Genomic DNA, 12,127 nt, shown 5'->3' on the forward strand with positions numbered 1-12,127 from the left:
AGTGAAAAGCCGAATCATCGGTGCGATAGCCGCCGTCGTCCTTGCAGTGATCGGCGCCGTGCTCCTGGTGCAATACGTCAGCGCCTCCGAGCAGCGGGCTCTGGCTGGCACCGAAACCCAGACAGTCCTGGTGGTCCGGAACGGAATCTCAATCCCCGAGGGCACTACTGCCGAGGGCATAGTCGAGCTGGTGAGCGAGGAGGCAGTCCCCGCCAAAGTGGTACCCGCAGACGCAATCGTGAGCCTTGATCAGGTCGCCGGCCTGGTAACCAGTGTGGAGTTGGTAGCTGGTGAGCAGGTGTTGAGCAGCCGGTTTGTTGACCCGGCGGAGCTCAGTGAAGACTCAGTGGTCGAGGTGCCCGAGGGCATGCAGGAAGTCACCATTCTTCTGGAGCCCCAGCGTGCCGTTGGTGGCCAGATACGTCCCGGGGACACGGTCGGCGTCTTTATATCGCTGGAAGGCGGCGGTGAAGAAAATCCGCTGGCTGTAAGCCACCTCACCCTGCATAAAGTACTGGTCACAAACGTTCAGGGCTTGCCAGAGCAGGTGGAGGAATCGAATGTTCCAGGCTCCACCCCAATTCCTGCCGGAAGCGTCTTGGTGACGGTAGCCCGCCCAGCACCTGACGCCGAGAAAGTCGTCTATGGGCAAGAATTTGGCAGGATCTGGCTTTCAAAAGAACCGGCGACAGCCACCGAGGACGGCACCCGGCCGATCACTGCAGATGAGATTTACGAATGAGCCGCTACGCGATAGTCACCGCAGCTCCTGACTTTCTCCAGCGACTCACGGAAGCGGCGTCGGGAGTACTCGAGGGAGAAATACATTCCTGGCCGGGCTCGGCTTTTCCGACGGGTGCGCAGGAGCTGGTTGCCCAGCTTCCAGATCCCCGGCTTCTCGACGTACTGATGCTCGGGCCAGGGGTTCCCCTCGATGACGCACTGCAGCTTGCCGACGAGTTTGAGGTGCAGTTCCCCGAAGTCAGCGTTCTTCTCGCCACCACCCCCACCCCCAGTGTGGTGCTCAGCGCCATGCGCGCCGGGATCCGGGACGTCGTTGAACCCGAGGCCGAGGTTGCCGACCTGAGCGTGCTCCTTCATCGGGCCACCCGCAGCGCGGCCATTCGACGACGCTCAGCCAGCCTCTCGTCCGGCGATACCGCTGGCACTGCCAACGGTCGGGTAATCGCAGTGGTTTCTCCCAAGGGGGGAGCCGGAAAAACTACTGTTGCAAGCAACCTGGCGGTCGGACTGGCTGCATCAGCTCCCCACGCCACGGTACTGGTCGATCTCGACCTGCAGTTCGGGGACGTGGCGAGTGCATTGACAATTTCCCCGGACCACTCGGTGACCGATGCGGTTCATGGTCCAGCCCGCCGCGACACCATGGTGTTGAAATCTTTTCTCAGCGCCCATCCAACCGGGCTATTTGCCCTGTGCGCCCCCGATCTTCCCGATTCGGTGGATCATGTCTCCGGCGAAGACGTATCGCATCTACTGGACCAGCTGGCAAGCCAGTACCGCTACGTGGTGGTCGACACCTCCCCCGGGCTGTCCGAGCACACCCTCGCCGCACTGGACAAGGCAACCGACTATGTCTTTGTCAGCGGCATGGACGTACCCAGCGTGCGGGGGTTGCGCAAGGAACTCGATGTGCTGCGGGAGCTGGCACTCATTCCGATCACCCGTCATATTGTGCTCAACAATGCTGACCAAAGGGACGGCCTGACCCTCGCCGACGTCGAGAAGGCACTCAGCGTCAAGGTCGACATCGTCATCCCGTCCTCCCGCGCCGTTCGGCTTTCCACCAACCAGGGGGCACCCCTGCTCGAGAACAAGCGACGGGATCCCGCGAGCAAGGCGCTGCGGAAGCTGTTGCTCCGCTTCGCACCGCCCGTCGTCGCCGTGAAAGCCAAGGGTCATGGACGTCATCGGGGAGGAAAGCAGTGAATCTTGCCGAGCGTCTGGAAGCCGCCCGTCGATCGTCAGGAACAGGGTCCTCTCAACCAGCAGCGCAGGACGCGCCTGTGCTGGCCGCCGCTCCTCAGCAGAAACAGTCATTACAGCCGCGCACGAGGGAAGGGCAGCCGCCGCGAACTCCCAAGCCGTCGGCGTCAGCCCCGCCACCAGCTCGCGACGCCTTGGCCAAGCTGAAAGACAGGGCCGGCACCATTCTCTTCGAACGGCTCGGAAACCGGCTACTCGATTCAGCCCTGACCGAGGATCAGCTGCACGCCCTGGTACAGGAAGAACTCACCCAGGTGGTCGAGGAAGAGGAGGTGCCCCTTTCCAAAGATGAACGTCAGCGGCTGATCCGTGGTGTCAGCGATGATGTTTTGGGCTACGGTCCGTTGCAGCACCTGCTCGACGACGAAAGCGTCACCGAAATTATGGTGAATGGTCCGAACATGATCTATGTGGAGCAGCACGGCAAGCTGACCCGCAGCGGGGTCCGGTTTGCGTCAGAGGAACACCTCCGGAAGGTAATTGAACGCATCGTGTCCCGGGTGGGCCGACGGATTGACGAGTCGTCCCCGCTGGTGGATGCTCGTTTGGCCGACGGTTCCCGCGTGAACGCCGTGATTCCGCCCTTGGCGGTGAATGGATCCTCCTTGACCATTCGAAAGTTCGCCACCGACCCGTTTCAGGTTCACGACCTGATCGGCTTCGGGACCCTATCCCCCGACATGGCTGAGCTGTTGGATGCCTGCGTCAAGGCCCGGTTGAATATCATCGTGTCCGGCGGCACTGGCACAGGGAAGACCACTCTCCTGAATGTCCTCTCCTCCTTCATCCCGGAGGGCGAGAGGATCGTTACTATCGAGGATGCGGTGGAACTGCAGCTCCAGCAGGACCACGTGGTGCGGTTGGAGAGCAGGCCCAGCAACATCGAGGGCAAGGGTGAGATCACCATACGGGATCTGGTCCGCAACTCCCTCCGTATGCGGCCCGACCGCATAGTGGTGGGGGAGGTCCGCGGGGGCGAGACCCTGGACATGCTGCAGGCCATGAACACTGGCCACGACGGATCCCTCTCCACCGTCCACTCCAACTCACCCCGCGACGCAATTGCCCGGCTGGAAACTCTCGTTCTGATGGCTGGGATGGACCTTCCGCTCCGTGCGGTCCGTGAGCAGCTCGCTGCTGCAGTGGACGTCATTGTGCAGCTCACCCGTCTGCGTGATGGTACCCGTCGGGTCACCCATGTGACCGAGGTCCAGGGCATGGAGGGCGAGATCGTGACCCTGCAGGATGCCTTCGTCTTTGACTACAGCGCGGGCGTCGACTCCAACGGCCGGTTCCTTGGCGTTCCGGTGGCAACCGGAGTACGCCCGAAGTTCACCGACCGGTTCCGGGACCTCGGCATTGAACTCTCCCCCAGCGTTTTCGGGTCCCCTGTCAACGGGAGGAGTGAACGATGACGCCTGAACCACCGGTTATCCAGCTCCTCCTTGGAATCGTCGCCTGTTTCGCCGCACTGGGCGCCGCCATCTTGCTCGTACTCATCCCCCGTCCCCAACGGAATTCGCTAAACCGCGCCAAGTCGGCTGCCCCACCCTCCCCTATCCAGCTGACCCAATTGGCGAGCGTGACCATCAGCCTGGTCGACAGGCTCCTCAAGAGACGCAACCTGATGGCGGGAACAGCTGCGAGACTTGAAAGCGCTGGCGTGACGATCCGACCAGCCGACTTCGTTGTGCTGACCGGCATCGTCACTGTGCTCGCCGCCTGTGTGGGGCTGATCCTTGCCGGACCGTTCTTCGCCATCATTCTGGCTATTGCTGCCCCGCTTCTCGTCAAGGTGACCCTCGGCATCCTGACGTCCCGCCGTCAGAAACAGTTTGCAGAGCAACTCGACGACACCCTGCAATTGCTGGCAGGAGGTTTGCGTGCCGGGCACAGCCTGCTGCGCGCAATCGACGCCGTTTCAGCCGATTCGGAAGCTCCGACCACCGAGGAGTTCACCCGTATCATCAACGAAACCCGGCTCGGTCGTGACCTGGGTGACGCACTGGATGACGCCGCCGATCGGATGCAATCCGAGGACTTTTCCTGGGTGGCGCAAGCTATTGCCATCCATCGTGAAGTGGGTGGCAACCTGGCCACAGTGCTCGATCAGGTGGGTCAAACCATTCGTGAACGCAACCAGATTCGTCGGCAGGTAGACACGTTGAGCGCTGAAGGCAAGCTGTCGGCCTACATCCTGATGGGTTTGCCGTTCGCCATGGGTGCAATTCTGATGGTGGTCAGTCCCGGGTATATGGATCCGATGTTTCAGCACCCCATCGGCTACCTGCTGATCGGGGTTTCACTGATACTACTTCTGGTGGGTGGGGTGTGGATGAAGAAGGTGGTCTCGTTCAAGTTCTAGCCCACTGTCAATCGGGTCGGCCTCCTGGAAGGAGGATCACATGCCGCCATTGGTAACACTCAGCATTCTGGCCATCGTGGCTGCCATCCCGCTCTTTGCATGGTCGATCGTTGGGCATCGGGCGCCGGGACGAACCCAGATCCAGCACAATCTGACCCGCGGTCTCCCCAATGAGACAAAGGCGAAGCAGCGTAACGGCTCCTCGCTCGAAACCTTCGCCAGCCGCTTCACCCCTGACCGTCTGGTCGCGAAGCTCGATCGGCGCCTCGCACTGGCAGGACGCCCAGCGGGATGGCCACTGAAACGACTTGTCACCGCCAAAATCCTCCTGGCTATCGCAGCCGCGGTTCTGGGAGTTCTTTACGTCGGCGGCGCACCGGGGGCCCGGAGCGTCCTGCTCGCATTGGCCCTCACCGGGATTGCCTATTTCGTGCCTGACCTTCTCGTCTACAGCAAGGGCACCGAACGTCAGGCTGCCATTGCACTCGAATTGCCAGACACCCTCGACCAGATGACCATCGCTGTGGAAGCCGGGCTCGGCTTCGACTCCGCCATGGCGCGTGCCGGCCAAAATGGGAAGGGCCCACTCTCGGCCGAGCTGGTCCGGACCCTCCAGGACATGCAGTTGGGGATGGCACGCCGTGAAGCCTATGCGGCCCTACTTTCCCGCACCAATGCGCCGGATCTGCGTAAGTTCGTCAACGCCATAGTCCAGGCCGACCGGTACGGCATCTCGATTTCCAGTGTTCTTCGAGTGCAGGCAAGTGAGATGAGACTTAAACGCAGGCAACGGGCCGAAGAAAAAGCTATGCAGATTCCCGTGAAGGTCTTGTTCCCACTAATGGTCTGCATCCTCCCGGTGTTATTCATTGTGGTGATGGGACCAGCAGCAATCCAGCTTGTGGAGACGCTAGGGTAACGACCGCTCAGCGGCGCCTACCTGATGCGCCGCGAACCATCCGGGCACCTCGTCGGCCGGCAACGCTGGCGACCACAGGTAACCCTGGGCAAATTGGACCTCCATGAGGGACAGTTCCCTGAGCTGCTCAACGGTTTCCACCCCCTCGGCGACCACCCGTAACCCAAGCGCCCGCCCCATGGCGGTTATGGCCTCCACAATGGGGCCAGCGTGCGCATCGCTTCCCCCAAGCCCCTCGGTAAAGGAGCGGTCAATCTTCAGCGAGGTGACGGGGAAGCGCCGGAGATAGCTCAGCGACGAGTACCCGGTTCCAAAGTCGTCAATGGCTATCCCGATGCCCAGGCCCCGCAGTTTCGTCAGGGTCCTCAACGATTGGTCGGCGTCGCCCATCAGCACCGACTCGGTGATTTCCAGTACCAGGGCGGCCGCGTCGATCCCTGCCGTCCGGATCGCCTCAGCCACTGCGGCGGGCAGTCCTGGGTCCTGGAGTTGCCGCGCGGACAGGTTCACCGAGATCCGCCAGTTGGCTGCGCCGGGCACTTCGGATTTCCAGAGTTGCGCCTGCTTCAGTGTCTGGTTCAGGACCCACAGGCCAATCGGCACTATTTGGCCAGTCTCCTCGGCCACCGGAATGAACGAGTCAGGACCAATCAGCCCATGCTCCGGGTGCTGCCATCGCAGCAGCGCCTCAAATCCGATCGGCTCACCGCCGGCAACGTCCACCACCGGCTGATAGTGAATCTTCAGTTGATCCCGTTCAATGGCGCGGGGCAATTCCGATTCCACCGCCAGGCGCAGTTCAGCCCGCCGATGCATCGCCTCGTCAAAGAGAACTGCCTTCTTCCTGCCACTCCCCTTCGCCCGGTACATCGCGGCGTCCGAGTTGCGCAGGAGTGATCCAGGGGTGTCGTCCGCGTCCGAGATCGCGATCCCGATACTCACATCGACAAACACCTCCCGTTCCAGCAATTCGAACGGCAGCTGCACCGCGGTCCGGATGCGGCGGGCGAGCTGCGTCGCACTTTCTTCGGTCAGGTCCGTACACACGATCACAAACTCGTCACCGGCAAAGCGGGCCAGGGTGTCGTCGGGGCGCACCGCGTGCTGTAAGCGGGCAGCCAGCTGGACCAGAAGACTGTCGCCCGCCGCATGGCCCAGACCGTCATTGATCACCTTGAACCGGTCGACGTCGAGGAAGAGCAATCCCACCCGGGTACCCCGGAGGGCACAGTGGGAGAGCGCCCTGTCGATGCTCTCAGTGAGCAGCGCACGGTTCGCGAGCCCGGTGAGCGGGTCACGGAAAGCCAGCCGCTCGAGCGCCTGTTCGCTCAGCTTGCGCTCGGTAATGTCCATCGCGGTTCCCAGCATTTTGACCGGCCCGCCGTCGCTGTTCCTCTCCAGGGTGCCGCGGGCGAACACCCACCGCGTTTCCCCTTCGGGCGTCCTGACCCGATAGGTGAAGTCGACCGGCCCCCCGCAGGCAATCAATTCATCCCAGATCTGGACCACGCGTCGGCGGTCGGCAGGATGGACGGCTTGTACCAGTGGTTCCCGCGCACCTGCGGACGTTACCGGGATCCCATGGATCCGGCAGTACTCGTCGGACCACCAGACACGACCCGAGCCTGCATCCCATTCGATCGAGCCCACATGGGCCATCTCCTGGGCAGCGGCCAGCCTGTCCCGCTCCAGTTCGGAGGCCGCACGCAGATTGTTCAGCTCCGTAACATCACGGGCAATCGCCGACGATCCGATCAGCTGACCCGACGCGTCATACATGGGCGACAACGTCAGGGAAACATCCATCAGCGTGCCGTCCTTGCGCATTCCCCGGACGTACTGGCCCATGACCGCTTCGCCACGGCGCAGCCGGTCGCGCAGCTCCTCATCCGCTCTGGAACGCTCCACCGGGGACAACATCGCGACGCTCTTCCCGATGGCCTCCTTCGACGAGTAGCCGTACATCTTCTCGGCCCCTGAGTTCCAACTGGTGATGATACCGTCGAGAGTGGCACCGTTGATTGCATCATTCGACGATTCGACGAGGCTGGACAGGCGACCCATTTCTGCCTCGGCTTGCTGGGACTCGGTGGTGTCAGTGGACACATCGATCACCGCGATCACTTCGCCCCGGGAGCCATACAGCGGCGTGACAGTGGAGTAAACCGACAACCGGCGCCCGCTGCGGTGCTTCGTCCAGTGCTCGCCTGACCAAGTCCCGCCGGCGGCGACCTGGGAGATGATCGCTGCCGCCTTGGATCCGCTCTCAAAGAGGGCGAGATCGGCAAAGTGTCGGCCCACCGCCTCCCCTGCATTCCAGCCCAGCATCCCCACTGAGGCATCGTTCCAGAAGGAAATCCTGCCATTCAGATCAATGGCAATCACTGACTGCCCGACCGCGTTCAGCAGCGACGCCTGAAAGGATATTTCCTGCTGCCCAAGCATCTGCCGCGAAATGTCGATATGGGTGACGAGCAGTCCGCCGCCGTCGATCCCGCAGATCCGGGTCCGAATCCAGCGTTCACCGCCGCGCGTTGGATACTCCAGGGCCAGGTTCTGTTCGTCCCCGGCTAAGACCGTGCGCAGGCCGCGGGAGACCGCTATCGCCGCATCATCCCCGCGTACTGCGGCATCGTCGCACGCCGCGGTGTAGGACTCACCCGCTCCGTGGGCCCCTCCGATCTCATCGAAGGGCTGAGGAAATCTTTCCCACTCCCGATTGACTTCGGTGATCACACCGTGTGCCGAGAGGAGGGCCACAGCCACCGGCAGAGCATCCAGGGTCTCGCTCAACCTCGGCTCTGCCCGAGTCAGCGGCTTGCCCCCGGGCGAGACCGGGGGACGGTGCGTGCTCATCATCACAGCCTATGCCACCGCACCAGTAGATAATGGGGGAATGAAGCGGCAACGGGACACTAAATCGGGGCGCGTGGTCCTGCCGCGATCGGTGCTGGACCTTCCCCCTGCGGTGAGGCAATGGACTGGTCTGATAACCGCTGTGTTGTGCGCGACGGTGTTCTGGCGGCTCGGGTGGTCCCCCGCCACCCCGGCCTTTCTGGCACTCCCTGTTTTCTCGGTGGTGCTGGGGGTCGTGGATCTCCGCACCCGTCTTTTGCCGAACGCGCTTCTGCTGCCCTTCGGCGTTACCGCACTGGTCCTGTTCACGCTCGCCAGCCTCGTGTCAGGCGAATGGGACCGGTTAGCGGGGGCGATCGTCGGCAGTGCCGCCATGTTCGCCCTCTATCTGGTCCTGGCCCTGGTCTCCCCCGGGGGCCTCGGTATGGGCGACGTGAAACTCGCCGCAGTCCTGGGACTCTACGGTGGCTATGCAGGTATGACCGCGTGGACGGTGACGGTGCTGGGGGGTTTTGTGCTCGGGGCTCTGATCGGCGTGTTCCTGCTCCTTGCACAGAAGGCGTCCCGCCGCTCGGTATTCCCGTTCGGGCCACCAATGCTCATGGCCTGCTTCGCCGGGGTCGTGGGATTCGCCTGACCACTCGTGCAGGTCCTCTGGTGGAGCTTCACGACGGCGTGCTGGTTCGCGATCAGGACCTGTCCCCACGCTAAGAGCGGTGGTGGATACGCACCATCTGTAGGAATGGCGAAGCTTTTGCGCAGGGTCTGGGCACTGCCATCCCCAACGGGCACTTCGAACGTATTCTAATGAAATGTTGAAGACAGAATACGCCGGGCGTCAGGCGGTGATCATGGTAATTTCGGTGGCTGCGTCTGCGGCGGATTCCGCGAAATGCGTGTGGTGACCGTCCCGGAGCGTGAAGAACTACCCTTGGTTGATCGCCAGATCCTCGCTCTCCTCGGAGATCACATCGACAACCCCACGGCTCTGAAATCGTTTGTACTCGACTTCGTCAACGCCTGGGACGACAGGTACCTGCGCCTGACCACCGATCTTGAGGACCACAGTGGCGTAGCCGCCGTCGATGCCATCCTCAGTATCAAGACGACGGCGACCATGGTGGGAGCCTCCCGGCTCGCCGACCTCGCAGCTGACCTGGAAAACCTGATCAGAGTCGACGAGTACCCCGCGGCTGCCGCATTGTTGCCTCGCCTACATTCCTGCGCGCTCCAAACCATCGAGGCTCTTCTCCGGGAGGCTGAAACCAACGGCTAGGTCCGGGACGCACCTGAAGATCTTCCCGTCAGTCAGTCCTGGCTGGGCGCGAGACGGTAGCCAACGCCACGCACGGTGAGCAACCACTTTGGTTCCCGCGAATCCTCGCCAAGTTTCCGGCGCAGATTTCCCATGTGGACTTCCACCGCCCGCTCGTCTGCGTCACTGATGAAGGCATCGTCCCGGTAGTGGTGTCCGCGTACCACCCTCACCAGGTTGGCCTTGGTACGAACCGCTCCACCACTGCGCAGCAGGTCGTGCAACAAATCGAATTCGCTTCGGGTCAGGCTGAGTGTGGTGCCGGGGAGGCTTGCCGTCCGCGTCTCATGGTTGAGGGTCAGCCCGTTGTGTTTGAGGAGCCCCGATTCACTGTCGAGAGTTTCCTGGGGCGCCGCTCCCATGCCGACCGGTCCCTGGTCACGTGGCCGGCGAAGCATCGCGGCTATTCGGGCCCTCAACTCCCGCGGGCGGAACGGTTTGGTGATGAAATCGTCGGCCCCGGATTGCAGTGCCGTGAGGGTATCGAGTTCGTCGGTGCGGGCGGTGAGCATCAGCACGTAACAGTCGCTGGTGGCCCGGATGCGCCGCAGCACCTCGTACCCGTCAATGTCCGGAAGCCCTACGTCGAGAGTGACGATGGTGGCGCCGTGTTGTGAGACAAGCTCAACCCCGTCGCGCCCGAGGCCGGCCGAGTGAACCTCGAAACCTGACTGCGTAAGAACCGCATCGAGCAGGTTCCTCACATCATCATCGTCCTCGATGACAACTGCTACTCCGGGATCGCTCATATGTCATCCCCTCGTCTTCACTCGAACCTGGCCTGTGGTGGTGGCGTGTCATCCATGACGTACCTTTCATGTCACAATACTCATCTTTGCCTCCCAGCACACTCGTTCACACTTGAAACTAATCCCCCATGGTGGCTATCGCTCTGCTTATCGGGGAGGATAATAGGCCTATGCATCGCCTACGGCCCGGGGACGCCGAAATTGCGCCTAAGCAGAAACTTTTCAGCGAGCCTCAAACGACAGAGCCTTTTTGGCTCCTTGGTGACGGAAAGTTCGAGCGCCATCTCAGCCTGCGCGGGAAGACGGCGCTCTACCAATTGCCGCTGACGTTATGTGTGGTTTTGATCGCTGGCACGGCACCGCTATCGAATCCAGGAATTCTTCAAAGCGAACTTTTTCTCGGTGGCTTTGTGATGATTGTGCTGCTCTTCGCTGCATGCCTGGTGACGCCCTGGGAGCGCCTGCCAGCCGGGGCCGTGCTCGCTGTCCCGTTTATAGACTTTGTCGCCATCGGACTATGCAGGAACGGCGCCTACGAGGATCTGCCGGGCCTGGGCACACTGGCTGTTTTTCCCGTGATCTGGCTTGCCGCATCCGGACGTATTACCTTTGTCGCCGCTGTCATGAGCTTCGTTGCGCCTTATCTCATCATTCATTTCCCACAGCTCGCCACCTTTTCCATGACAAGTTCCCGCGCCGTTGAGACTCTGCTTCTTCCGACAATGATGTTGGCCACCTTCCTCACCATGCACATCCTCAGCATGCGCGTCATCCGGCAAAGGGTGGAGCTGGACCGGAAAAACCAGGCGGTCAGTGTTCTGGAGGCTGAGAGCGGGAATCGCGAACGGCTGCTCGCCACGATCCTGGACACGGTTGGCGTCGGGGTGGTCGCGGTCGATGCGGAGGGTAGGACGCTCCTTTCGAACCGGCAACAACAGCTATTCCACCAGGTAGCGGACCCGTCGGACTCGACGGACGAGGACGTGCTCCCGTTCTCGGGCAGCAAGGGTGCTGCCCGGCTGCCCGGCTCCAGGCATCCGATCCGCCGCGCAGTCAACGGCGAGTCGTTCTCCAACAACCTGCTCTGGCTCGGCGAAGGGGAAGCCCAGCGGGCAGTCTCGACTGCTGCACGACCAATGACCGATACGAACGGTAATCTCGTCGGATCCGTCATCGTCTTCAACGATGTGACTGAACTGGTTGGCTTACTCACGGTCAAGGAAGACTTTGTTGCGAATGTGACCCACGAGTTCAGTACCCCCCTAACCTCGGTCATCGGCCACCTGGATCTGGTCCTGGAATCCCAAGAGTGCCTGTCTCCGTCGGCGCATCAGTCACTCGTGGTCGCCCGGAGGAACGCACAAAGGTTGTCGGTGCTCGTGTCCGATCTCCTCTCATCCACCACCGCCGCCATGAGTATCCATCCGCAATCCACCGAACTGTCAGAGCTCATCTCCACCAGGCTGCGTTCCGCCCGCGCCCATGCCGACGTCGCTGGGGTGACTCTGGTGACTGAGCTCCCCGACCGGCTGTGGGTCATCGCCGACCCGCTGAGATTGGGCCAGGTCATGGATAACCTGCTCTCCAACGCGATCAAATACTCCCCCGGTGGCGGCGAAATCGTTATCCGTGCCCACGCAGGTGAGGACACCATCCAGGTTGAAGTTCAGGACAACGGCATTGGAATGACGCAGCGCGAGGCCGGCCTCGTCTGCGGCCGCTTCTTCCGCGCCCGGAGCGCCCGCGAGGCAGCCATTCCCGGCGTCGGGCTGGGGCTGGCGGTGACCAAGGCGATCGTCGAGGGACACGGCGGGACTATCAGGTGTTCCAGCGCCCCAGGCATCGGGACCACCTTCACCGTCACCCTTCCCACCACTGTCGCCAACACTGCGACGGCCGCCGCCTCGCATTCCTGA

The 12,127-nt window shown here is 62.2% G+C and carries 10 protein-coding genes; 8 read left to right on the forward strand and 2 right to left on the reverse strand.

Features of this window, described 5'->3' with window-relative positions:
• The first annotated feature begins 1 nt into the window (after position 1).
• From cpaB to IWX64_RS00470, 5 genes are read left to right on the forward strand one after another with little or no spacing between them, the layout of a single operon-like run.
• Positions 2-742 (forward strand): Flp pilus assembly protein CpaB, encoded by a 741-nt coding sequence (gene cpaB, locus IWX64_RS00450; protein ID WP_196865224.1) that lies wholly within the window; start codon positions 2-4, stop codon positions 740-742.
• On the forward strand, positions 739-1,950 hold the full coding sequence (locus IWX64_RS00455; protein WP_196865225.1) for an AAA family ATPase: 1,212 nt from the start codon (positions 739-741) through the stop codon (positions 1,948-1,950). The genes cpaB and IWX64_RS00455 overlap by 4 nt, the downstream gene beginning before the upstream one ends.
• Positions 1,947-3,422, forward strand: a complete 1,476-nt coding sequence (locus IWX64_RS00460) for a CpaF family protein (RefSeq protein ID WP_312883944.1) — start codon at positions 1,947-1,949, stop codon at positions 3,420-3,422. The genes IWX64_RS00455 and IWX64_RS00460 overlap by 4 nt, the downstream gene beginning before the upstream one ends.
• The gene (locus tag IWX64_RS00465) at positions 3,419-4,372 is read left to right on the forward strand and encodes a type II secretion system F family protein (RefSeq protein WP_334683033.1); all 954 of its coding nucleotides are present in this window, start codon (positions 3,419-3,421) and stop codon (positions 4,370-4,372) included. The genes IWX64_RS00460 and IWX64_RS00465 overlap by 4 nt, the downstream gene beginning before the upstream one ends.
• 40 nt (positions 4,373-4,412) lie before the next feature.
• Positions 4,413-5,291, forward strand: a complete 879-nt coding sequence (locus IWX64_RS00470; RefSeq protein ID WP_196865226.1) for a type II secretion system F family protein — start codon at positions 4,413-4,415, stop codon at positions 5,289-5,291.
• On the opposite strand, the gene IWX64_RS00475 is transcribed toward IWX64_RS00470, so the two are convergent.
• Positions 5,283-8,147, reverse strand: coding sequence for a bifunctional diguanylate cyclase/phosphodiesterase (locus IWX64_RS00475; protein ID WP_196865227.1), 2,865 nt, complete (start codon positions 8,145-8,147; stop codon positions 5,283-5,285). The genes IWX64_RS00470 and IWX64_RS00475 overlap by 9 nt on opposite strands.
• Here IWX64_RS00475 and IWX64_RS00480 point away from each other — a divergent pair.
• Both IWX64_RS00480 and IWX64_RS00485 read left to right on the forward strand, forming a co-directional pair.
• Positions 8,140-8,784, forward strand: coding sequence for a prepilin peptidase (locus IWX64_RS00480; RefSeq protein ID WP_312883943.1), 645 nt, complete (start codon positions 8,140-8,142; stop codon positions 8,782-8,784). The genes IWX64_RS00475 and IWX64_RS00480 overlap by 8 nt on opposite strands.
• 255 nt (positions 8,785-9,039) lie before the next feature.
• On the forward strand, positions 9,040-9,423 hold the full coding sequence (locus tag IWX64_RS00485) for an Hpt domain-containing protein (protein WP_196865228.1): 384 nt from the start codon (positions 9,040-9,042) through the stop codon (positions 9,421-9,423).
• A gap of 32 nt (positions 9,424-9,455) precedes the next feature.
• Here the strand turns inward: IWX64_RS00485 and IWX64_RS00490 are convergent, their stop codons facing one another.
• Complete coding sequence (locus tag IWX64_RS00490; protein WP_196865229.1) at positions 9,456-10,211, reverse strand: response regulator transcription factor; 756 nt, start codon at positions 10,209-10,211, stop codon at positions 9,456-9,458.
• A 170-nt stretch (positions 10,212-10,381) separates the two neighbouring features.
• Between IWX64_RS00490 and IWX64_RS00495 the strand changes: the two genes are divergently transcribed.
• Positions 10,382-12,127 (forward strand): sensor histidine kinase, encoded by a 1,746-nt coding sequence (locus IWX64_RS00495; RefSeq protein ID WP_334683034.1) that lies wholly within the window; start codon positions 10,382-10,384, stop codon positions 12,125-12,127.

The sequence above is a fragment of the Arthrobacter sp. CAN_A212 genome (assembly GCF_015752345.1).
Classification (GTDB): Bacteria; Actinomycetota; Actinomycetes; order Actinomycetales; family Micrococcaceae; genus Arthrobacter_D.

Bases quoted from the DNA above. Each gene is read 5' to 3' on its own strand.
- IWX64_RS00455 (WP_196865225.1), top strand. From the start codon at position 739: ATGAGCCGCTACGCGATAGTCACCGCAGCTCCTGACTTTCTCCAGCGA.
- IWX64_RS00465 (WP_334683033.1), top strand. From the start codon at position 3,419: ATGACGCCTGAACCACCGGTTATCCAGCTCCTCCTTGGAATCGTCGCC.
- IWX64_RS00470 (WP_196865226.1), top strand. From the start codon at position 4,413: ATGCCGCCATTGGTAACACTCAGCATTCTGGCCATCGTGGCTGCCATC.
- IWX64_RS00475 (WP_196865227.1), bottom strand. From the start codon at position 8,147: ATGAGCACGCACCGTCCCCCGGTCTCGCCCGGGGGCAAGCCGCTGACT.
- IWX64_RS00485 (WP_196865228.1), top strand. From the start codon at position 9,040: ATGCGTGTGGTGACCGTCCCGGAGCGTGAAGAACTACCCTTGGTTGAT.
- IWX64_RS00490 (WP_196865229.1), bottom strand. From the start codon at position 10,211: ATGAGCGATCCCGGAGTAGCAGTTGTCATCGAGGACGATGATGATGTG.
- IWX64_RS00495 (WP_334683034.1), top strand. From the start codon at position 10,382: ATGCATCGCCTACGGCCCGGGGACGCCGAAATTGCGCCTAAGCAGAAA.